22 protein-coding genes and 2 tRNA genes are annotated in these 20,637 nt (G+C 31.9%); 11 read left to right on the forward strand and 13 right to left on the reverse strand.

Going from position 1 to position 20,637, the window contains the following annotated elements:
• The first annotated feature begins 79 nt into the window (after positions 1–79).
• Together C4F50_RS12325 and C4F50_RS12330 are read left to right on the forward strand one after the other, a co-directional pair.
• Positions 80–982, forward strand: a complete 903-nt coding sequence (locus tag C4F50_RS12325) for a hypothetical protein (RefSeq protein WP_194138956.1) — start codon at positions 80–82, stop codon at positions 980–982.
• Positions 983–1,209: 227 nt separating this feature from the next.
• The gene (locus C4F50_RS12330) at positions 1,210–2,388 is read left to right on the forward strand and encodes a hypothetical protein (RefSeq protein WP_194138957.1); all 1,179 of its coding nucleotides are present in this window, start codon (positions 1,210–1,212) and stop codon (positions 2,386–2,388) included.
• Positions 2,389–2,426: 38 nt separating this feature from the next.
• Here the strand turns inward: C4F50_RS12330 and C4F50_RS12335 are convergent, their stop codons facing one another.
• On the reverse strand, positions 2,427–3,572 hold the full coding sequence (locus C4F50_RS12335; protein WP_194138958.1) for a GNAT family protein: 1,146 nt from the start codon (positions 3,570–3,572) through the stop codon (positions 2,427–2,429).
• A 120-nt stretch (positions 3,573–3,692) separates the two neighbouring features.
• Positions 3,693–4,181 carry a DUF1761 domain-containing protein gene (locus C4F50_RS12340; protein WP_194138959.1) on the reverse strand — a complete coding sequence of 163 codons (489 nt, stop codon included), beginning with the start codon at positions 4,179–4,181 and terminating at the stop codon, positions 3,693–3,695.
• Between the two features lie 229 nt (positions 4,182–4,410).
• Here C4F50_RS12340 and C4F50_RS12345 point away from each other — a divergent pair, with 229 nt between their 5' ends.
• Both C4F50_RS12345 and C4F50_RS12350 read left to right on the forward strand, forming a co-directional pair.
• Positions 4,411–5,205 carry a leucine-rich repeat domain-containing protein gene (locus C4F50_RS12345; protein WP_228012008.1) on the forward strand — a complete coding sequence of 265 codons (795 nt, stop codon included), beginning with the start codon at positions 4,411–4,413 and terminating at the stop codon, positions 5,203–5,205.
• A gap of 259 nt (positions 5,206–5,464) precedes the next feature.
• On the forward strand, positions 5,465–5,770 hold the full coding sequence (locus tag C4F50_RS12350) for a hypothetical protein (RefSeq protein ID WP_194138961.1): 306 nt from the start codon (positions 5,465–5,467) through the stop codon (positions 5,768–5,770).
• Positions 5,771–5,956: 186 nt separating this feature from the next.
• On the opposite strand, the gene C4F50_RS12355 is transcribed toward C4F50_RS12350, so the two are convergent.
• Genes C4F50_RS12355 through C4F50_RS12365 form a run of 3 tightly spaced genes read right to left on the reverse strand, consistent with a single transcriptional unit; the run spans position 5,957 to position 8,522 of the window.
• Complete coding sequence (locus C4F50_RS12355) at positions 5,957–6,481, reverse strand: endonuclease V (RefSeq protein ID WP_194138962.1); 525 nt, start codon at positions 6,479–6,481, stop codon at positions 5,957–5,959.
• Positions 6,474–7,274, reverse strand: coding sequence for an alpha-ketoglutarate-dependent dioxygenase AlkB (locus C4F50_RS12360; protein WP_194138963.1), 801 nt, complete (start codon positions 7,272–7,274; stop codon positions 6,474–6,476). Before C4F50_RS12360 ends, C4F50_RS12355 begins: the two co-directional genes overlap by 8 nt.
• Before the next feature lie 12 nt (positions 7,275–7,286).
• On the reverse strand, positions 7,287–8,522 hold the full coding sequence (locus C4F50_RS12365; protein WP_194138964.1) for a hypothetical protein: 1,236 nt from the start codon (positions 8,520–8,522) through the stop codon (positions 7,287–7,289).
• 281 nt (positions 8,523–8,803) lie between these two features.
• On the opposite strand from C4F50_RS12365, the gene C4F50_RS12370 reads away from it, so the two are divergent.
• Complete coding sequence (locus C4F50_RS12370) at positions 8,804–9,427, forward strand: hypothetical protein (RefSeq protein ID WP_194138965.1); 624 nt, start codon at positions 8,804–8,806, stop codon at positions 9,425–9,427.
• Here C4F50_RS12370 and C4F50_RS12375 read toward each other — a convergent pair.
• The 3 genes from C4F50_RS12375 to C4F50_RS12385 form a co-directional block, all read right to left on the reverse strand.
• Entirely contained in the window at positions 9,416–10,024 is a 609-nt protein-coding gene (locus tag C4F50_RS12375) for a hypothetical protein (RefSeq protein WP_194138966.1), read from the reverse strand. The genes C4F50_RS12370 and C4F50_RS12375 overlap by 12 nt on opposite strands.
• Before the next feature lie 332 nt (positions 10,025–10,356).
• Positions 10,357–10,428 (reverse strand) — tRNA-Glu (locus tag C4F50_RS12380).
• 776 nt (positions 10,429–11,204) lie between these two features.
• Complete coding sequence (locus tag C4F50_RS12385) at positions 11,205–11,669, reverse strand: DinB family protein (protein ID WP_194138967.1); 465 nt, start codon at positions 11,667–11,669, stop codon at positions 11,205–11,207.
• 484 nt (positions 11,670–12,153) lie between these two features.
• Here C4F50_RS12385 and C4F50_RS12390 point away from each other — a divergent pair, with 484 nt between their 5' ends.
• From C4F50_RS12390 to C4F50_RS12405, 4 genes are all read left to right on the forward strand, one after another.
• Complete coding sequence (locus tag C4F50_RS12390) at positions 12,154–12,894, forward strand: DUF6882 domain-containing protein (RefSeq protein WP_194138968.1); 741 nt, start codon at positions 12,154–12,156, stop codon at positions 12,892–12,894.
• A gap of 1 nt (position 12,895) precedes the next feature.
• Positions 12,896–13,828 (forward strand): tetratricopeptide repeat protein, encoded by a 933-nt coding sequence (locus C4F50_RS12395; RefSeq protein WP_228012009.1) that lies wholly within the window; start codon positions 12,896–12,898, stop codon positions 13,826–13,828.
• Positions 13,829–13,952: 124 nt separating this feature from the next.
• Positions 13,953–14,117 carry a hypothetical protein gene (locus C4F50_RS12400; protein WP_194138969.1) on the forward strand — a complete coding sequence of 55 codons (165 nt, stop codon included), beginning with the start codon at positions 13,953–13,955 and terminating at the stop codon, positions 14,115–14,117.
• 72 nt (positions 14,118–14,189) lie between these two features.
• Positions 14,190–14,501: a hypothetical protein gene (locus C4F50_RS12405; RefSeq protein WP_194138970.1), complete on the forward strand. Its 312-nt coding sequence runs from the start codon at positions 14,190–14,192 to the stop codon at positions 14,499–14,501.
• Positions 14,502–14,826: 325 nt separating this feature from the next.
• Here the strand turns inward: C4F50_RS12405 and C4F50_RS12410 are convergent, their stop codons facing one another.
• The 5 genes from C4F50_RS12410 to C4F50_RS12430 form a co-directional block, all read right to left on the reverse strand.
• Positions 14,827–15,081: a GIY-YIG nuclease family protein gene (locus C4F50_RS12410; protein WP_194138971.1), complete on the reverse strand. Its 255-nt coding sequence runs from the start codon at positions 15,079–15,081 to the stop codon at positions 14,827–14,829.
• Between the two features lie 53 nt (positions 15,082–15,134).
• Positions 15,135–15,207 (reverse strand) — tRNA-Met (locus C4F50_RS12415).
• A gap of 91 nt (positions 15,208–15,298) precedes the next feature.
• Complete coding sequence (locus C4F50_RS12420) at positions 15,299–15,823, reverse strand: DUF4269 domain-containing protein (RefSeq protein WP_194138972.1); 525 nt, start codon at positions 15,821–15,823, stop codon at positions 15,299–15,301.
• Positions 15,816–17,339 carry a glycosyltransferase family 39 protein gene (locus C4F50_RS12425; protein ID WP_194138973.1) on the reverse strand — a complete coding sequence of 508 codons (1,524 nt, stop codon included), beginning with the start codon at positions 17,337–17,339 and terminating at the stop codon, positions 15,816–15,818. The genes C4F50_RS12420 and C4F50_RS12425 overlap by 8 nt, the downstream gene beginning before the upstream one ends.
• A 157-nt stretch (positions 17,340–17,496) precedes the next feature.
• On the reverse strand, positions 17,497–18,042 hold the full coding sequence (locus C4F50_RS12430; protein ID WP_194138974.1) for a DUF4494 domain-containing protein: 546 nt from the start codon (positions 18,040–18,042) through the stop codon (positions 17,497–17,499).
• Positions 18,043–18,480: 438 nt separating this feature from the next.
• On the opposite strand from C4F50_RS12430, the gene C4F50_RS12435 reads away from it, so the two are divergent.
• Both C4F50_RS12435 and C4F50_RS12440 read left to right on the forward strand, forming a co-directional pair.
• Complete coding sequence (locus C4F50_RS12435) at positions 18,481–18,723, forward strand: hypothetical protein (protein WP_194138975.1); 243 nt, start codon at positions 18,481–18,483, stop codon at positions 18,721–18,723.
• Between the two features lie 284 nt (positions 18,724–19,007).
• Entirely contained in the window at positions 19,008–20,474 is a 1,467-nt protein-coding gene (locus C4F50_RS12440) for a glycoside hydrolase family 130 protein (RefSeq protein WP_194138976.1), read from the forward strand.
• Positions 20,475–20,637 lie beyond the last annotated feature (163 nt).

The raw sequence follows: 20,637 nt of genomic DNA on the forward strand, positions 1-20,637 counted from the left end.
AATAATGGCAAATTTTTTAAATTGAAAAAAGTATTTTAGTTTTTTAATAATAACCATTCATTAACTTACTTATTTTGTAATGAAAAAAATATTTTTCACCTTTTTTGTACTGCTTCAGAGCATTCTGAATTCTCAAAATGTTGATTTGAGAAATTTGACAATGAATAGTAATTTAATACTTTTTGTTGAAATGTCAGATTTTGATTACAGCAATAAGTATATTAATGATCATTCTAAAGCGGGGTTTATTAAGGTTAATAATTATGAGGAAATCATAAAAAATGATTCCAATATCAAATTTATTGATAAAGAGATTTATTGCCCTCAAAGTGAAAACGATTATTATGAAAACAGCCGGATCAATGGCAGTGAATGCTTGGGTATTGCAGATTTCGGGTCTGATAGAAAGTATTATAGCATACTGTTTTTTAGAAAAGAAAAAAAAAGACTGACGCTATTGGCGCATTTTGCTAAAAGTGATTTTAACTTTAAGAGCATCATTGAGAAAATAAAACAAGTACAAGAAATTGAAAAATCAAAATCACTTGGGGAACGTTATGAAAAAAGTATTGACTATTATTTGAAGTGTAAAGACCTGCCGAATACTGATTTTATAAATTATTACAAACAAGTAAACATTTTAAAATCGGATACTTTAGTTTTAACCGAAAAACAATTAATCTTGGCAAAAAATAATTTCTTGGAGGGAAATGAAGGATATTATGAATTGGTTTCAGATAAATTTCCTGAAGAAGTACAGCATTTTTATATCAATAAAATGAAAAGTTTCTTAAGTCTAAAAGAAGAGGATTATTTTAGTTACTATGATTTTAGAGAGGCATACGAAAAAGCGACAAATACAGGTTATGCGGATGATAGTGAAATGGGAAAATTAAAAGACAAATTAACTGATGAACTGTCCATTAAGGAAAGAATAGAAATTATGCGGCTATTAATTCAAAATGCTGAACAAGAAGATTAGCTCCAAAAAGATTTTTAATGAAAAATAAACTTTTTTTTATTCTATTTGTTTTTGCAGCCTTTAGCCACGCTCAAAACAAAGTTTCAGACATTTTTAACTCCGATTATTGTCAAGTTAATAGTAGCGTGCTTTATTTTTATAAAATTGAAAAAAGAGGATTTACTCAAAGACGCTGTATTTTTTCGAGCAATAAATTGTATGCTTATGCTACAGAAAAAGTAGATTCTATGGAGAAAAAAAATTATGATACTATGGAGGCGATTAAAGTCGCTGATATAGATGATAATTTTGATTTAGTAAAAGAGTTTAAAGACAAAGTTTATGGGGTAAAACAGTCTTATTGGAAATATTTTTATTTCTTGAAGAACGATAGTGTTTTGGTTTGTAAGGTGCTGCGAAAAGGAAAAGTTTGGCAGTTAGAAAAGGAAAAAGAAGCAGAAATAAAAAAGATAATCTTAGCCAATAATAAAATTATCTATTGGTCTTCACAACTTGGTTTGATTTATAAAAAAAATAATGAGATAAAAACCAGCTTGCTGGGGCTAATAAGTTATTATAATGATCGTAGTGCCGCATTTTTTATAAAAGATAAAAATGAAGTCGATATGAGTACAGGATATTTTGAAACAGGAAAATATATCCTTAAAGTAACAAAAGGCGACCATTATACCGTTTTTAAAGATAATCAAAAGATTTTAGAGGACATTCCGTTAAAATATTACAACAACAAGCAGTTTATTACTATAGATGATAAGACTCTAAAATTCTATAATTCTGATTTTGCATTAGACAGTTCCTTTATCTATCGGGATATTAATCAAGCAGCGGACAACATTGAAATTTTAACGGATAATAAAATTAAAAAATTTGACACACGCCTTTTTACCAATACATCTTACGGGGATGAATTTTTAGGCTGTGGCACGGTTACGTACCATTTGTTAAGTATAAAACGTAATAGAATAAGAGAAGTAACGGATGCACAGATGACTTATGGTTATAGATCGCCGCCCAGAAATATATTTATTAATTCTAAAATAAAATTCGATTCCTTGCTATTTGTAAGCCGGCAAAAGACTATGGATTATTCTGTCAATGGCGGGTTTGATGATAGGATTATATTAATAAAAAATAAAAAAGAAGGACTCTACACATTTAAACAAAAAAATGATACCATTACCTTAAAAGAAATCGTGCCGATAAAATTCAATAAGATTTATTTACTAAATGGCTTTTTGATTGTAAACAAAAAAGAACAAGTCGATTTTTATGATGAATGTTTTAAGGAGAATAAAATGCGTTTTACTAATATTGATTTCTTTAGTTATAATTATGTAAGATATAAGAAAAAGGATCAAACCCAAGGATGGATGAATCGGAAAGGAATTTTGTTTGATGATTTATAAAACACCGACAATGTTTAATAAAGACATTTTACAAAAACTTATTTAAATGGATTCCGTTCCTGCCATTCTGTTTTAGGCTCCAGATAATTAAAGAATCGGGAAATGTTGTGATTAATCAAAGCATTGCTGTGCGTAATTAAACCGTACATTTTTATAGGTTTTGCACCCACAGAACTTTTGATTTCGAGTGCTGTTCTCGCAAAAACAATCTCTTTAAATCCTTTTTTGATAGAGTAGGCGATCATGTCGTACAACATGTTGAGATAGAGCATTTTTTCACGCTGTACACTTTCATCGTAACCTAAAAAGTAAGTGTCCATTGTTGTTCCGTTTTTGATTAAAGTATTAAAACCAATTAACTTTTCCTCAATAAAATAGCCGTACAAAAGAAAGTTTTCGCCCATAATTTCCTTGAAAAAGCTAAAATGATTTCGGGCTAGAAAAAAAGTATTAAACGGTGCATTTTTGGCCACATGAAAATACAATTCGTAGAGTACATCTTCATAACGTTTGATATCCGATAAAGACAGCTGCTGTTTGGTAATTCCTTCCGATTTTTTTCGGGCGCGTTTGTATTGATCGCGGTATTTTTTGGACAAAGCGTCGATATAATCCTGTTCGTTTTTCCAATTTTCCCTAATCTCAAAAACCATATTAGGCTGCGTCGAAAACGTATAGTTGTTTTTAAATTCGGCTTGTAAAGGTTCGATCTCTTTCGCAGTAAAATCTTTAATACTCGTAATATGAACTTTTTTACCGCTTTCTTTCAAGTCTTTTTTAAGCTGATTAATAGCTTTATGAAGTGTTTTTACAGCTTTTGCTTCTTTAATATTTTCATCAAAAATAAAAGCGTTCTGACCAGTTAGCATATTGTTTCCCACAAACAATACATGCGAAGCAAAATTTTTAAGCGCAAAATTTCGAACAGACGTTTTCAGGCATTTGTCTCGTTCGCCAAACGATTCTAGTTTTTCGGCAAACAAAAACTGCGTTAAAACAATTCCAACAAGTTTTGTTTCTTCAAAAAGTCCGATAAAATGACAAGTCATGTTTACAGGACACGAATTTTCTAGAACTTCGAGATATTCGCGAGTCAAAAAGATATTGTCAACAGCCAGCAGATTCCATTCTAAAGGCAGTGAAGAAGTGTTTTTGTAAATTTGGAAAGAGTAAGTTGTAGTCAAAAGCGCGATGTAATTTCATCAAAATTAGATAATATTTATAATAACGAAATGGCTTTAAGTTATTATTAAGAAAAAACCCGTTTGAAAAGAAATCTTCAAACGGGTTTTAAGAATTTTTGATTATACAAAAGCGCAGATAATACCGCCCATCAGCGTAAGAGTAACGAGCCAGTAACCTGAGTTTATAAAAATATATTTCCAAGATTTTCTTTCAAACAAACCATTAATTCCAATTAATGGAAAAGCAAATAACAAACCAGACAAAAAACCGTGCAGTGCCCCGTGTTTAAAGGTTCTGTAAGCCATTCCGTAATCGGCCATAAAAGCCGCAAACGACGGTTCGGCCTTGTCTATCTCCGGTGGTCCGCCCACCATGCCGACTGCTCCAGACTGGTGAATAGTGAGCGACATTAAAGTAACCGTAATCAGTAAAGAAAAAACATACGTTAATCCGAAGATTTTAAGCATATTTCCTTTTTTTAAATCTTCTTCTGTTAGATTATTTTCTCTCATCCAAATCGTTCCGAATACTTTTGGACTGTACCAGACAAAACCGACAATAAGGGTAACAATTGCGGCAATAAGTAATGCGATAAAGTTAATTTTCATAATATGAGGTTTTTAGAATTAGTCAATTCAAATGTAATGAAAAAGCATCTATGAAGCTGTTTATTTTTTAAACAAGACAATTAGTGTTAATTTTTATTTTATCAACAGTTTATCGACAATAGGCAGATTACGTCGACTAAATGCATAATTTAGCCCTTAGAATTATAGAGGGTTATTTCTCATGAAAAGTCTTGCATCTTTTGTTTTACTATGTTTTTTTTCAGCTCAAATGGGTGCAAAGACCGTTTCTGAAAAAGACAAAGAGGCATTGATTGCTTTTTATCATGCCGCAAACGGAAACGAGTGGAAAATTAAATGGGATTTATCGCAGCCTGTAACAACGTGGTTTGGGGTTGAGGTTGAAGAGGGAAAAATAATCGGACTTTCTTTAGCAGATAATAACCTCAGCGGGACAATTTCAGAGGCACTGTTTAATTTGACTAATCTGATATCAATTGATTTTCATAAAAATAAACTAGAAGGAAATCTAGCGTTTTCAATAAGTAATTTAAAAGAGCTGGAAGTTTTAAAGCTGTCTCAAAACAGACTTTCGGGTAAGATCCCCGCTTCGGTTTCTGAATTGTCAAAACTTAGGGATTTGGAACTTTTTGCGAATGAATTAACTGGCGAGTTGCCGTTGCAGATTGGAAAATTAAAACAGCTCGAAATTCTCGTATTGTCTAATAATAAAATTGAAGGTGCGCTGCCCGTTTCTATTTATAAAATGGATCATCTGCAAATACTTCTTTTAAACGGAAATAGATTATCAGGTTCTTTAAGCAGCCAAATAGCAAACTTTACAGCATTGCAGAATTTGAGTTTGTATGATAATAATTTTGAAGGCGAAGTACCAAAAGAGCTGGAAAAGTTAGCGGCTTTGTCAGAATTAAATCTATCTTATAATCAATTCAGCGGAGAAGTGTCCAGAAATCTCGTGCTTTTAGATGCTTTAAATATGACTATGCTGGACCAAAACGGAAATCCGTTTTTGCTGGAAATTAATCAAGAAAATAAATTACAATAATTATCCCAAATTAATCGTGCTTATGAATGAATTTTACTCTCGTTAACAAGTTGATTAAATATATTTAGTTAATTGCTGAAACCGTAACTTGTTACGGTTTTATGTTTTTTAGGAAGTAAAATTTCTTCAAAAAATAACATTTAATTTGGAACCTATTTTTTATGTTTGTCTAAAATTTTTATAACTTTAATTAAGTATTCGGACAAGCAAAAGCTGATGCATCAGCGGTATTACTAATCATTATAACAAACTAGAAATTATGACACTGCAATATCAAGGAGAACAACACGGAAAAGCTGCTACTTTTACCTTAAGAATCAATGGTAATAACTTATCCAAAAGCAGTTCAAACTACCAAATCGATCTTTTGGTAAACGATAAAAAAGTACCGACTTTTACAAGCGGAATCCACCAAAGTCTTTCTAACTGCTTAAAAGAAATCTATTTGTTTAGAAAATACAACGGAATCACTTTTAAGGAGTCGTCAGAAAAAATTGTTTCGCTTTATGTTCCTTACGATAAAGTGTTGTTCAATCACAATAAATATGCTTTGTTTAGAGCATAATTTTTCTCAAAAGATTAATTAAGAAAGGCCATTATAAAAATGGCCTTTTTTTATTGCTTTTTTTGATGATTTCTGCTTTCAAGCAGATTTGGCAGATTTTAGCCGATATTCGCAGAAGGATAAAAAATCAATTTAAATCTGCTTAAATCTATTTGTAATACCACCTTTCATAATTACATCCAGCGATTAAACAGTATCTTCTTTTGTTAATCGGTCCAATTCTCGCAGCAGCGTTGGAAATCGATATTCTCCCGCCATACTTTCTACTTTTTTAAAAGCATCTTCCAGATCAATTCCGATCGAAGTAATGTACAGCGGTTTTTGACTGTCGCCTCTAAACAAACTTTTTTTGTCTTTGTTTAAAGATGCAAAATTTGTTTTGGCAACGCCGATTATGGGGATTTTAGGATCTAGTTTTTCATACAAATGACCGCCTAATCCATATTTTTTATCATCGTCCAGATAGACGAAACTGTCTACGACAATGGCTTCAATATTCTTTGTCTCAATCTTATTTAAAAGACTTAAAATACAAGGAAGTTCTCTTCTGTAAAATTCACCTGGAATATATTCCTCCACATTATCCATAATTTCGGTGTGAACTTTATAGTCTTTTGTTTGATTCCATTCTGTAAACTCAATACAGACCGTTTTGGCTTTTCCATCATAATAATACGTGTCAAAGGCTAGAATCGCAGGATTTTCAGTCATTTTTTTTAGGTATAAAAGTATCCGCTTTGCTCAGGGTATACGTTAATTTCGGATAGTTGAAATTCAAGTTGTTGTTTTCTGATCCCCTCAATTGGTAAAATTCTTTTTTCTGATCTTCGTCGGCTAAGGTTAATAATGTTCCGTCAGCAAGATAGGGCAGATTGTCCTTAAAATGAATAAACGTTTTAGATTTTCTAAAAGTAAGTCCCATCCATCTGTTGTCTTTTTCCATTTTCTTAAGACTCGGCTGTGACTCGAGAATAATTTTATGAAGATACTTTGAGTTGGTTTCCAAATCAAACAATACAATTGAATTGTGTGTGAGCGGTACTTCAAATTCTTCTCCATTTTCTTTGTTTTTTACCTTTAGTTTTCGAATGTTTTTTTCGGTTAAACCCTCTGGATTCTCATAACAAGTAAAAAGACCGATATAAGAACTTTTTTCCAAATCCAAGTCCTGATCAGAATGGTATTTCATAGTTGCATAATTGCAGTCGTAAACTTCAATCAAAGCATTGTTGAAATCCATGATTGGCAGGGATTCTTCTGTGATTTTTTCGATCGAAGCATTTAGATTTTCAATGATTCGATGATGAACAGAAGAAAAATCAAAAGCTGGTATGTTGTAAATTGTGCTGGTTCGCACAATCGGAACCTCATCGTTTTGCACGCGTACCAGATGATTTCCGATTCTGCCTTTTGTAACCGCTTCAAATGTTACAGAATCAAATAATTCGTCAAATAAATGCTTCTCCAGCGGCAGTGTAATTTTATAAAAAAAAGGTTTGTGCACTTTTGATGAAGTTTAAAATATTGGTTTTTCGTAATCGCCAGAATTCATACTGAAATGAATTTTGCCGTATTCGATTTTCTTCTCACTAACATTTTCTTCGTAATAAGAATCTCTTAGATAAATCATCGTTTCCTCTGTCATTTGTTCCAATTTGATTAACTCGCCGTTTTCTTTAATAAAAGTCTGATTGTTCGTAAAAACGGCTTCTAAGTTAGAGCAGCGTGCTACATAACCCAATCGAATCGGAATTTGATCTGCGTTTAATACAGACGGTTTAATCTCGTGGGTGTACAATCTGTTGGTAGAAAGCGGGATCAAAAAAGCCGAGTTCGGATACAAAGTCACGCTGAATTCTTTGTCCAAATCGGGATCTGTAACCGTGCTTTTTAGTTTAAAATGCAGTCTTGTCAAACCGCTCGTTTGTTTGTAACACCAATCATAAAGGTCTTTTTTTGAAGGCAGCAGCTGTTCAGAATTAGATTGGTCATAAAAGGTGCAAAAAGCAATAAGACCGTCTTTGGGCATGTCTTTTGTTTTGTCAGAATGGGCTTTGATCTTCGATTTTACTTCTTTAGCATTTTCGGCGCTTTTGATCTTATTTTCGTAAATCTGCGCTAAGACATGGTTGAGTTTTGTTTCTTTCTCAAAAGTATGTGTAATCGCATCATTTAAGGTGTTGATTATAAAATGATCGGCAGAACGAAAATTATCTGTCGGTCCTGTAAAATTACTCGAACACCTCAACAAACGAAAATGAAGTGCGTCGCTGTCTTTTTCAGTCGTTTCTTTTGAAATCTCTGTTAAGTAAATGCCTTTTCGTAAAGCTTTAGATTCTTTGTTGCCCTCAGTTAACTGCTGAAACTCATGTTCCGATTTTATGGTCTTAAAATAATCCTCACCTGTAAACATTTCTCTAAAATAAACACCGGCATTACTGATCAAGATTGGAACTTTTCCAAGTTCGATTAAGCGAATATTTTTAGATTCAGTATTTTCAAAGCTGTTCGAAAGTTCTTTGATAACCCAAATTATTTGTCCTTCGTGCTGTAATTTTTCGATATCACCGCAGCAATAAATAATTTTATTTTCTAATGGTTTTTGAATTTCGGACAAATTGTTGACTACCGTACCGCAGAAATTTTTGATTAAATAATCCAGTTCAGAACTAGATTCTATATTTTCTTGTAAAACAATTAAGAAGTTTTTTTCTTTAGATATTTTATTTTCAGCAGGTAATGTCGGTATCATTTGGCTATTGTTTTGACAATTCAAAAAAGGCGTTTTTCTCTTAGTTTTTAATTCTGATATTTTTGTTTGAGTAGCGAATATAGGATTAATTTTGTTAGAAGAATAGGGATGCTAATTTAAATTGCTGCTTTAGAAAAACTTAAAAATGTTAAGAGAAGATTTTCTATTTTAGCAAAGTTTGAAATTCGAATTACAGAATATTTTAAGGAATGACTTAGGCGACAGCTCAGAAATTGATCGAAAGATACAGAATCGTAAAAAATAACACTGTCCAGAAACATATGACCAGATTAAAATACAGTTTAATATCGCAGCAGTTTATTTGTCCATACGAGGCTGTGCCTTTTATAAGAAAGAATAGTAAAACGGATAAAACATGCAGCGTTTCCTTAGAAGTATTTGATATAGACTTTATTCAATCCTTCTTAGAAAAGTTTGATGTTTCCAATTTATACGCCATTTCTATTTTGGATCTTACAGAAAATTTTTCAGTTGAAGATTCTTGTTTGGTTTCAAAATATAATCTTTACGATAAGAATATTGTAATTGCTAAAATCGATTCTAATTTCTTTAAAAAGATTACTTATAATTCCAGAGGCGAAATTCAGAAGCCCTTTTTCTTTAGAACCGACAATTTTGAAGAATTGAATATGCAGGAGGTTTTAAATGGATGTTTGTACGAACGTGAATTGATAATCGGAGAGTTTAGGAAAAATATTGTAACAGTTGACCTTTTGAAATTATTAAAAAACAAACCTATTAAAACTGTTTTAGAGTTTTATGTTGATCGTACCGAAGCTTCTTTAGAAGAGCTTCTTGGTTTAAAGGATTATGTTCTAGATGCCAATGAAGATTATATAGCCAAAATAGAGATTAGTTTTGACCGCTCTACGTTATCCAATTGAACGTAAAGCAAAAAAAAGAATTAAGGTGATCATGCCGATTATAAAGGCTGGATCCATTTGGTCAAAAAGAATGGGTTTCTTTTCCAAAGCATAAACGATAAAGGTCATAAGCGATATTGCAAGTAATATGATACAGCCTCTTTTTCCGTCGTAATTATCTGCATTGTTTCGGCATTCCATGTCAAGATATTCTTTATCATTTTTAACGAGTGAATGAATTTTACAAACATTTTCGGTGTCAAAATTTTCCATTTCTTTATGGAGAACCTGAATAGAAATCGTATCGCCGGGATTTATCTCGTCGTATATTTCAGAACGAAGAGCACAGCTGTAATCAAAACTTGTAATTTCAAAAGTGCTGTAGTTTTGAGCACATTTAAATTCAATCCATCTTCTAGAATGTTTACCATTAGTCTTTTTAAAAACGGGTTTCTCAGAAATTACTAATTTATCTATTGTATTTAGTTCAGCGGTTTTTATGATGTAGCTTTCGGCAGTAACATTATAAAAGAAGCAAATTCCAGCGATAAAACAAATTATTGAAACGGCTAAATAACTTTTTCGCCTTTCTTGCCAGGTTCTCGGAGGTTTTTGCATAAAATTATAGGTTAGAATATTTAGTTGTTTGAGGAAAGTTAGTTCTAATTTGTAGTTTTTGATTAGCAATTTAGAGTATAGCAAAAAAAGGAAAAAAAATCTATATAAAGCAGTTGGATGTATTATTAATACACTTTTTGTTTTTCCCCGAAAAAGACAAAAATATTTTTAAAATAGGTTTTTTATAAAACGCAAGGTTTGCAAAGCTGAATCAATATAAAGTTTTGCGAATTTTGCGTTTATGGATGTAATGTTGACGTAAATATCACTTCGTCCACTGCAGTTAAAAAGTATTTAAAACAAAAAAGCTCCAGATTTCTCTGAAGCTTTTGTAGTCCGTGGGGGAATCGAACCCCCCTTACCAGGATGAAAACCTGGCGTCCTAACCGATAGACGAACGGACCTGTTTTGCTGTTGCGGGTGCAAAAATGCAACTATTTTTGGAATGTGCAAAACGATTTTGAAAAAACTTTTTTAGAATTTACTAAAAGTATCACATTTTGGAATTATTAAATCTTCAATAAATTGAGTTAAGTAAAATGTATTTGTTTGATTAATAATTGGTTGTTTTGTGTAAAGAAAACGGGTAAATGACTTTTAATTAATAAATAATTTTTCAGTAAAATATTTCAATTTTGTTTTTATGAAAGAATATTCTTTAGGTATTTTGTCTCGTTTTTTATTTATTTTAAAAATTTGCAAGTGTAACCGATCAAAATATACGAAGTGAAAAACAGTATAGTAAATGCAAGTATAAAGACTAAAAAGTTGTTTTGGGCTTTAAATTAATTATGGTTAAAAAATAAAACGATATCGCTAGAACGTATGGCAAAACAAACAAAGCGAATAGTTCAAGATAAAAACTTTCAGTTATCTTTTGCTGGTAGGTATCTATTTTTATTAGATTTTTGTGGAAATCAATTTTTGTCGCTTCCATATTTTTCCAAATAAAATGTATGGAAATGTATCTAATAACAATTGCTGTAATTACTGAAAATGATAATAATTTAAAAAACTCTTTTTTTATTTTGCATTTGTCTCTGGAGCTTTAAATTTCTTCTCTAATAAATAATTCCTGATTTCTGAAGGCTTAAAAAAAACATTTCGATTAAAAAAGGCTGCATTTCAAAGATAGAAAAATATCGTATCATGTAACTTTTTATTGATTTTTTACTAAAAACTATCTTATAATATCTGTATCAACAGGAATATAACCCAAATGTCTGCTAAGAGATAGAATTTGTCCTTTATGATGATATTCGTGCGTTATAACGTGTGTAAATATTTTGAAAGGCTCAGTTTTTGTTTTTTGACCATTTCTTTCATATTGAATTTCATTATCTGATTTTTCTGTTAATTCAAAGAAGTCATCCATCAATTCATCTATGGATAGAAACAATTTTATCACATCCTCAATGTTTTGATAATTTTCATAAGGACTGAAAACAATGTTTTTTTTCAAAGAAATATTTGCAATCCAAAATTCATAAGTATTGGCAATATGTACTAATAAGTTCCGCATGCTTCCACCTCTTCCAAAAGAAGAATTTTCATTTTTAAAATCTTGTTTTTTAATTGTTTTGCAATAATCAAAAAGAACATTCCTAGATTCTAAAACAAGATTATATTGCTTTTGTAGATACATTATAGCTTTGATTTTTAATGTTTTATAAAGTTAAGTTTTTTCAGTTAATTGCATTTAATAACTAAAAAAAATGAACCCGATTGATTAATGTGATTTTTAGAAAGTGAGTTGAAGATATGTAATCTGTATCCATAAAGAAATATAGGAATAAATAAAGTTCCAGAATTTAGATTGCACTCAAAAGTTTAGACGAATTTATAATTGTACTTGACTTTTCTTTCCGTAAAAATGCTCTCAAATAGTGTTTAACTTTTTGAGGGTAGTTCAGTCCCGAAGGGCATTTTTTGAGGAATGAAAAAAATATTATGCGCACTTCTCTGGCTGTGTCCAATACCTTTGCTTTGCTTTTTTTTATTTGCTTTTTTTACTTTGAAGAGAGGAAATTGTTTTTATATTCGTACAAAAATAACACTTAGCATTTTAATGCAGAGTTTGTGATTTGCTGATACATTTACAGCTAGTATTACTATAAAAAACATTAAATATGACATATGAAGATTTCTTAACAGATTGTTTTGGTGAATTAGAAAAATTGCAAGACAATTTAAATAAAGCGTATGACATTAATTCTTTTACAAGTTGGAACTATGACCAACCGAGCGGCATTATCACACTATCTAAACCTGATAGAATAATTAATTTTAGATATTATCAAGCTGGTACTTATTCAACAGCATCAAAAACTTGGAAATGGTCTTGGGACAATGAAAATACAGCTAAAAACGTAGTCGCTGATATTGATAAAATTAAAGGTTTTGGAATTGCAAATAAGTACGAGAATTTAATTAAAGGAGAATTTCCTTCTTATGACGAGATAGGATGGGAATTATCTTCTATCTGCTGTAATTTAATAGGTGGTATCGGTGTGTATAGGCCTGTTGTTGATAGTTTAAAAATTCACATTGTGTTAACCGAGCTGATTGATAATGATTTAGCTGAAAGAGAAAAGACTAAATATGTTGATTGTGAAAATCATGATAGAAGAAGAAGGGCATTTATCTGCCAGCATTTAAAAGAAGGCAGCAAAAATGGATTCGAAGAATCTTTTGAAACATTTGAAGATATGGAATTCGAATATGAAGATGATGATTTTGTAGCTTGGTGTAACGAATGTGAAAAAGTGAGAATCGAAGAAGGTAGTTTATCAGGAAAATGCTGGGAAGAAGGCAAATTTAAAATTGTTTGCGAAAAATGCTATTTCAAAATTAAAGAAACAAATATCTAAAATGAAAAATCAAATTCTGATTTTATTACTATTACTTAAAATATTAGCAGTTCAAGGGCAGAGTAAAATGGAAAATAAATGTATTACTTGGGATGATTTTGTAAAAGGATTTGGTAAAGAGATGGTTTCCGCTGCAGATGTCTTTAAAAGTATGTCTGATAGTGGATTGAAAGACAATTCTCTAACTAAAATGGATTTTACTTTTATTTCAAACGATAAAGAAAATCTAATCCGATTAGCTGAATTCTTAAGCTCCCATTATCCATATGTATTGCATGAAGTTAAGAAATATGGATCTCTTTGGGAAGTAAATGGAGAAACAAATGAAATACCAATGACTGCTGACAATTTAATGTATTGGAGTTTGGATATGTACAAAAGAGGATATGAATTTGATTCAACTCTCGATGCTTATGGAGGATTATTTGATCCACAAAACCCAAATTTTCCAGACTTGGATAATTCGAAAGCGGAGTACTATTTTGATAAAGGTGTTGATTGTTATAACAATAGAGATTTAAGCGGCTCAATATTTAATTGGTCATTGGCAATTGCAATTGATTCGAAAGATCCAAATGCTTATTATTCAAGAGCAATTGTAAAGAATGAACTTTATACTTGGAAATCCGCTCTTAAAGATTATGACAAAGCTATAGAGATTGCTCCAAAATTTGGAAGCGCTTTAATAAATAGAGGCGGATTAAAAGATGAAAACGGAGACTATCAAGGAGCGATTGCAGATTATGAAAAAGTACTGCAGTTTGATAATTCATCACTTGAAAATAAACAGCAAGCATATTTTAATCTTGGAAATACAAAATTTAATTTAAAGGATAAAAGGGCAGCTTGTGAAAATTGGAATAGAGCATTGGAACTTGGTGCCGATTATGCTAAAGATAAAATTGATGAATACTGTAAAGGAAAAAAGAAATGAATGCTTAATCCCTTTCTACAATGAATTTTCTTAAAACTATTATTGGCATTAAGAAGTCAGTCATACAAAATACTGATTTTTTATCAGAAAGCATTAACCGAGATGATGAGTTTGATTTAGAAGATTGCTTTATGTTTTAACAAAAGCATATAAAATTAAAATAGGTAAAATTGAAGAAAATGCAACCTTTCCAAGAGATGTAGCATTTCTAAAAGGTTTAGATTACGATTTTGGGGTGCCTCCAGCAAAAGCAATGGATTGGAAAGAGGAAGAGATGCCAACTATTTAGCCTAAATTATGGAGGCTGTTTATTAGTAGCCAGCCGATATTTACATAATGAATAAATAAAATAATAGATGATATGGTATTAAGCAGCGCAATTGTAAACTGTATGCATTATGAGGATACTGAAGAATATATGTATTCCATTTATGCTAAAAGAATAAATGGAAAATTTCAGCCAGATTCGGAAGCTTTAGTATTAAAATTGACAGTTGAAGAAATGGAAATGAAATCAATTGAAGTGGTTGAAGAAAAATGTCCAGGATTTGATTATTTCTTAGAAATATTTGTTTTAAAAGATTTTTACGAAGATTTATTAAAACTTGAGGAATTCAAATCAGACACGAAAAAGGTAGAAAGAATTATTTATTATGCAGAATTTGATGCTTAAATGAAATGGATAATTATTAAAAAATATTCTATGATAGAAGTACTTCTTAAAAAAAAATCCAACAATAAAAGTTTTATAATGATTGCGATTTGAAGCTTGAATCTTATCGATTTGAAACTTCAACTAGTTCTTTAAGAATGACACTTTCAATTAATCAGAACAGCTGTGACAGAGTAAATGCAGTAGTGCATCTCATCTATAGGATTAACAGGCTGATAGGACTAAATAAAAAAGGGACAAAGAAGGAATTTCTTCTTTGTCCCAATTAGTAGCGGGAACAAGACTCGAACCTGTGTCCGCCGTGGCGGATAAGAGCCCGCCGAACTTAAATTTTAGCAACAAGGTTTTTGATGAATTCGCGTCCTACAACTGTTTTCAAATATTTTTCTCGTTTCGTTGCTTGGGTTTTAGAATTGAAAAATTCAACATAAATTACTGTCCAGGGTCTGAATTTTGGAGTAGAGCCTTTTGTTTCGAGAAAGTTATGTGATTTAAATCTTTCAATTAAATTGGAACTAAAACCGGTATAAGTTTTCATGAATTTTTCAGAATAGACAATGTAGACAACAAATTCATCCATATCACAAATGTTATAAAAAAAACACCACTTGTAGTAAGTGGTGTTTTTTGTAGTAGCGGGAACAGGACTCGAACCTGTGACCTTCGGGTTATGAGCCCGACGAGCTGCCTACTGCTCTATCCCGCGATGTTTCGGGTGCAAAGATACACAGTAAATACGGTTATGCAAATAATTTTGGTACTTTATTTTTTATAATTTAAAATTAAGACTGGTTTTTTCAGATTTTGAAATTCAGTAATTCATGGTAAACGTTTCCAGTTAAGCCTAATAGCAAACCAAACGCGGGTTCGGTTTTATAACCTTTTTGTTTCAATTCTAGAATCTCTCGGCGGAACTTTTCGCCTTTTTTGCGGAGAATTTGATCCTCAATGACCATATGTTTGTATCCGTTTTGCTGTTTGGTCGGAATGTTTTGCCCGAAAATTTCGATTTCGAAATTTTCTAAATAAAAATTGGCAACTACAGATTCCTGATTGTCAATTAAAACTTCACGGATTGTAAAACCGTTTTCTTTTTCGAATAATTGTTTCACTTTTTTTGCAAAATCAGATTGGTTTTTAAAACAACAGATGATATCCAGATCGCTGTTTTCGATATCAATATTAATCGGAATCGTGCCGACTAAAATTGGATCAAAATCAGAAAGGTTTTCTAAAACACGAAATTGAGTCAAAACGGCAAACGCTGTTTTTTGCTTTTCGTTACCGTCTTTTAGATACGAAATAGTGGTAAAATCAGTCATAATTTTTCTCTTCGGCAATTTCCTGTTCCAATCTTTTGTTGATGTTTACTTTTGCATTTGTAAAGACAAAAATAGTAGTTTGGTATTCTCTTGCATATTTATTGTTAATCTGGCCTCCAATAAAAGCATTTTCAAAAAACGGACTGGTTTCTGCAAATTCTGTGCTGTTTTCTTCAAAACTTTTAACGCGAATTAAGTTTTTGTATCGAATATCAAGATTGAACCAATTTACATAATCAGCATTAAAAGAAACGGCTTTAATTCCTTTTTGAGTATAAAAATTAATCGCTCCGGCTTGGCCGTAATTATCGCAAAGTACAATCGTTTCTTTTTGGTTTGAAAGCATTGCATACAAAGAATCTGTTTTTCGAGCCAATTCTTTCCATCCCAGCATATCGGCAAAATCCTGCGGTAATTGATGTTCTTTTCCGTCTTCCCAGCGAAGCATTCCCAGTTTTCTATATTTTTCAGGATGTAAGGCCATATACTGCGGACTTTTATTAGGAAATGCAACATTGTACATCGGAATGAAAAGCAGTAACGGAATCAAGATGAAAAAGGGTTTTAAGAACCGTTTCCATCCCGTACTTAAAACATCCGATAAAAAAACAGCTCCAAAGGCAATATAAATAGGGTAAAGGCCAATTGCGTAATACGCTTTAGCTTTGAAATAAAGAAAAATAAGCAGTGTAAAAATAAATGCAGCAAAAAAGAAGCTGTAATTATGAAATGGTTTGTAAAACAAGCAAGCATATAATCCTGCCAGAATTACAAAAAGAGCACCGATAAAAAATAAGATTTGTTCTTTTAGAAAATCAACACGATCTACATTGACCAATTGCGTTTCGGCCAATTCCTTCATATGATGCACAATTGGAAAATGATTGTTGTACTGCCATAAAAGATTAGGAAGGATCAGAAGGATTCCGAAAAGTAACGCAAAATAAAGTTGTTTTTGAGTCAGTATTTTACGCTGATTGGATAATAAAACGGCTGGAATTAACCCCAGTAAAAGAAATAAGATGTTGTATTTGTTAAGAAACCCAAAGGCAAAAACAGCGGCACTAATATAAAGCCATTTTGATTTTTGAGTGGTAATATAAAGAACCAGAAAATAATAAAAAGCAGTCCAGCAAAGTACATCGAGCGAATTGGGCTGGTAAAGCGTATTTAAGCGCAAAAGACAGGAAAATAAAATGCATACAGCTCCTAAAATCAGAGCGTAGAGATTTCCTTTTAAAAGTTCAATAGTTTTCCAAACTACCAAAAGTGTCAGTGCGCCAAATAGGGCAGGGAAGAATTTTATCCAGAAAACGGAATTTCCGAGAAGATAAATAAGGTACGAAAACCAAGAAGTTACGGGCGGTACAGACAAATAGCCCCAAGCCAGATGATGAGCCTGATCGAGATGCAGATATTCGTCACGCTGTAAATCGTATTCGGGACTGATTAAAATGTATTGTAAAGCAAATTTTAAAAGTATAAATCCGATTAGAATGACGGTTTTCTTGCTCATCTCGATGGGTTTTTAGATACTGAATTTTGGAAGTTGAAATCTAAAGCTAATATATTGTTTATTTTGATTTAAGTTTAAAAATCAATAAGATAACCTCAACAAAAAAGCTTCAGATCGCAATCTGAAGCTTTTATAAATTTTTATATTGAATTCTGAATTATTCTTCCACAGCGGTTTCAAATTCCATATGATCAACAATTTCTACAGCCTTTTCTGGTTTAGAAGCTTTCAGGGTATTAAAACGTTCCAGCATTTCTGCTTCACCTTCTTCACCGCTGAAATAAGGAAAAACATCCATAATTGCTGTTTCTGAAATAGCCGGAATAGAATATTCGCCCATTGTATTTTTCATTACATGAAGCGTGTTGTCAAAAGCTTCGCGAACATCATTTGCCTGAACCAGCATGTACATGCTTGTTTTTCGTTCTTTACCGCTTTCTTCATCATAAGCAACTAAAGTGATTTTAGATTTAAACCATCTATCTGCATTTTCAAACGGGTGTATTTCGGCATAATTTGCCACTTTGATAGCCGTGATTTTAAACTCCTCACTCGTATAAGCAGCCATTTCTTCGTGCATTCTTTTTTCGGCTTCTGTATAAGATAAAGCGTCAACCAAATAAGGTTCGGTTAAAACTTTTTGTCCGCCGGTTTCATCTGTCTTTCTATATTTTACTTTGCATTCGTACCAAACTGCGCTCATTTCTTTTAAATTTTAAAGGATGTCAAAGATAAATTTTACACTAAAATAAATACTTAAATATTAAAATAGATATTCACAATTTGAAATTGTTTTTGGTAACCTATTGACCCGTTGAAAGTTGTGTTTTTTGAAAAAGAATCTAAAAATGGATTGTAAGAAATTTTATTTTCAAAAGAACCTTTGTTGGCGATGTACTTTCTTTTAATAAAATCTAAAATGTAAGATATTGTTTTTCAATAATTTGTTTTTTGCAGATTGTTAAAGTTTCATTTTTTCTGATTTTTCTCAGAACCGTATACCGTATTTCTACGTAAGTGCTTAAAAACGGTTTTTGGAAGTGGGATAAATTCAAATGATAATTAGGTTTTTGGAGCAACAGAATCTTATCACACTTCTAAAAATCGTTTTTTTATAATTAAATTTTAATAAAAATAAAGGTTGGGAAAATTAAACGTTCAGAGATTAAAAGAAACTTTAAACTATCTTCAGAGTAAACAGCGAGAGCTAAAAAGACAACAGGAAACCGATACCCGAAGTCTGGAATCAATGATAAAGTATTTGAAAAAAGACATGATGGAGCAATACCATCTTTCTGAACATCATGTTTCTATTAAACAAGAAATTAAAGATACCGAAGCTTTTATAGAAAATGTAAAGAATATTATCGAAACGAATTCTTGAATTGAAGTCTTCAAATTTAAGGGTTTGAATAAATAAAGAAAACTCTTTCTCGTGAAGCTTAATTCTTTTATTAAAAAATAAAGCTGTCTTCTTGATTGCGATTTTTAATAAAAAATTAAGTTTTGTTTTTAACAAAATGATTAACTTGTTATAAAAAAGGAACAATACCAATTGTTTCAAAACAAGAGTACTTTTATATCTTTCTAAGTTACAGTTCCCAAGACTGATTTTTAGCGATAGCAAAAGTGCCTTTTATTCATTGTAATTAAAAAAAAGACAAATTTATGCGAGTATCAGTAGTTCGAAAAAATATAAAATTCACCCCAGATTCCAGAAGAGTTGTTGCCCGATATTTTATGAACGGATATGAACGGACACAACAAATGGTACTTCGAATCATGATGCTTGACGAAAAACAGGTGACACAGACTTTGGAGCAGACCCTGCGCGAATTTGCCAGACGTCACCGAAATATTTCTGCCGTTTTTTTTAGACACTGCGAAAAAATAAGACCCATAATAGAGTCGATGGAGATTGACTACGAAGGAATGTCTGTAGACCGAAAAATGCTTATAGGTTCTTATTGCACTATGGAATATGCGATTGAATCGGCAGCGATTTTTAACCCTTCAATAGTAGAAGATTTTGACCAAACCGGATTAGAGGCCGGAGAAAAACGAGTCGTTATTTCTTTTAGAGCAACAGGTGAGGGGCATATTTCTTCGATTGTTTTTAGAAGAGGAATTCTCGACAGAGACAATAATCTGCATATAATGAAAATTGGAAATCATATTGATAAGGCAGAAATTGAACATAAAACGCTATTCAATAAAGAACGATTTCTGACTAAATTAGCAGAAATGCATACGACAGATAAATATATTGTGCAGATTATGCAGGACCTGCCCAACGAATTTGAGTTTGCGGTTCTTAAAAACATACTCAAAACTTCTTTGAGTGATCCGTTGATTCGGGAAGAAAGAAAAATGGCACTTCAGGAAATTCTTTGGCTGGCGAACTCATTCTACGACATTCAATTCAAACATGATTCGGATATTACAGAACGAGTTATTTTTCCGATTTCAGAATCAGAAAGCAGAGGGATAGAAGATGCTCGTTTCGTCCGTTTTGTAGACGATGATAATTCTGTTCGTGTTATGGCAACGTATACCGCTTACAATGGACATACTATATTGCCGAAGCTAATTTCTACCGAAGATTTTTATAATTTTAGAGTAATGCCGCTTCATGGAGTGGGGGCTCAGAATAAAAACCTGGCTTTGTTTCCTAGAAAAATCAAAGGAAAATATGCCATGCTTGCCCGAATAGATGGTGTTAATAATTACATCATGTATTCGGAAAGAGTGACACAATGGAATACACCTATATTATTGCAAGAACCTCGTTATACTTGGGAATTTACACAAATTGGAAACTGCGGTTCTCCATTATGGACCCCAGAGGGATGGCTCGTAATTACGCACGGGGTCGGAACAATGCGCCGCTATTGTATTGGTGCTTCGCTGTTTGATCTCGATGATCCATCCAAAGAAATTGGCAGGCTTACAGAGCCTTTGCTTGCTCCCTTAGAAGATGAACGAGAAGGTTATGTGCCCAATGTGGTTTATTCTTGCGGCGCTTTAATTCATAACGACAGCTTGATTTTACCTTACGCCGTTTCCGATTATTGTTCGACTTATGGCGTAGTCAATATGGCAGAATTAATAGATGCTTTGAAGAAAAGTAAATAATATAATTTGGAACAGGTGAAATTCGAAAAATGTAAGAAAAGGATTCAATTAAGCGTGTTTGTTGATAATTTGCAATGTTTTATTTTAAAATGAACATAAATTCGTTGATAAATCGAGTGAAATAAAAATGAATTTTTAGATGATTTTTATAGCTTTGTAAAAT

Source organism: Flavobacterium hungaricum (genome assembly GCF_015182285.1).
Taxonomy (GTDB): domain Bacteria; phylum Bacteroidota; class Bacteroidia; order Flavobacteriales; family Flavobacteriaceae; genus Flavobacterium; species Flavobacterium hungaricum.

Bases quoted from the DNA above. Each gene is read 5' to 3' on its own strand.
- C4F50_RS12325 (WP_194138956.1), top strand. From the start codon at position 80: ATGAAAAAAATATTTTTCACCTTTTTTGTACTGCTTCAGAGCATTCTG.
- C4F50_RS12330 (WP_194138957.1), top strand. From the start codon at position 1,210: ATGGAGAAAAAAAATTATGATACTATGGAGGCGATTAAAGTCGCTGAT.
- C4F50_RS12340 (WP_194138959.1), bottom strand. From the start codon at position 4,181: ATGAAAATTAACTTTATCGCATTACTTATTGCCGCAATTGTTACCCTT.
- C4F50_RS12345 (WP_228012008.1), top strand. From the start codon at position 4,411: ATGGGTGCAAAGACCGTTTCTGAAAAAGACAAAGAGGCATTGATTGCT.
- C4F50_RS12350 (WP_194138961.1), top strand. From the start codon at position 5,465: ATGACACTGCAATATCAAGGAGAACAACACGGAAAAGCTGCTACTTTT.
- C4F50_RS12355 (WP_194138962.1), bottom strand. From the start codon at position 6,481: ATGACTGAAAATCCTGCGATTCTAGCCTTTGACACGTATTATTATGAT.
- C4F50_RS12365 (WP_194138964.1), bottom strand. From the start codon at position 8,522: ATGATACCGACATTACCTGCTGAAAATAAAATATCTAAAGAAAAAAAC.
- C4F50_RS12370 (WP_194138965.1), top strand. From the start codon at position 8,804: ATGACCAGATTAAAATACAGTTTAATATCGCAGCAGTTTATTTGTCCA.
- C4F50_RS12375 (WP_194138966.1), bottom strand. From the start codon at position 10,024: ATGCAAAAACCTCCGAGAACCTGGCAAGAAAGGCGAAAAAGTTATTTA.
- C4F50_RS12385 (WP_194138967.1), bottom strand. From the start codon at position 11,669: ATGTATCTACAAAAGCAATATAATCTTGTTTTAGAATCTAGGAATGTT.
- C4F50_RS12390 (WP_194138968.1), top strand. From the start codon at position 12,154: ATGACATATGAAGATTTCTTAACAGATTGTTTTGGTGAATTAGAAAAA.
- C4F50_RS12395 (WP_228012009.1), top strand. From the start codon at position 12,896: ATGAAAAATCAAATTCTGATTTTATTACTATTACTTAAAATATTAGCA.
- C4F50_RS12405 (WP_194138970.1), top strand. From the start codon at position 14,190: ATGGTATTAAGCAGCGCAATTGTAAACTGTATGCATTATGAGGATACT.
- C4F50_RS12410 (WP_194138971.1), bottom strand. From the start codon at position 15,081: ATGGATGAATTTGTTGTCTACATTGTCTATTCTGAAAAATTCATGAAA.
- C4F50_RS12420 (WP_194138972.1), bottom strand. From the start codon at position 15,823: ATGACTGATTTTACCACTATTTCGTATCTAAAAGACGGTAACGAAAAG.
- C4F50_RS12425 (WP_194138973.1), bottom strand. From the start codon at position 17,339: ATGAGCAAGAAAACCGTCATTCTAATCGGATTTATACTTTTAAAATTT.
- C4F50_RS12430 (WP_194138974.1), bottom strand. From the start codon at position 18,042: ATGAGCGCAGTTTGGTACGAATGCAAAGTAAAATATAGAAAGACAGAT.
- C4F50_RS12440 (WP_194138976.1), top strand. From the start codon at position 19,008: ATGCGAGTATCAGTAGTTCGAAAAAATATAAAATTCACCCCAGATTCC.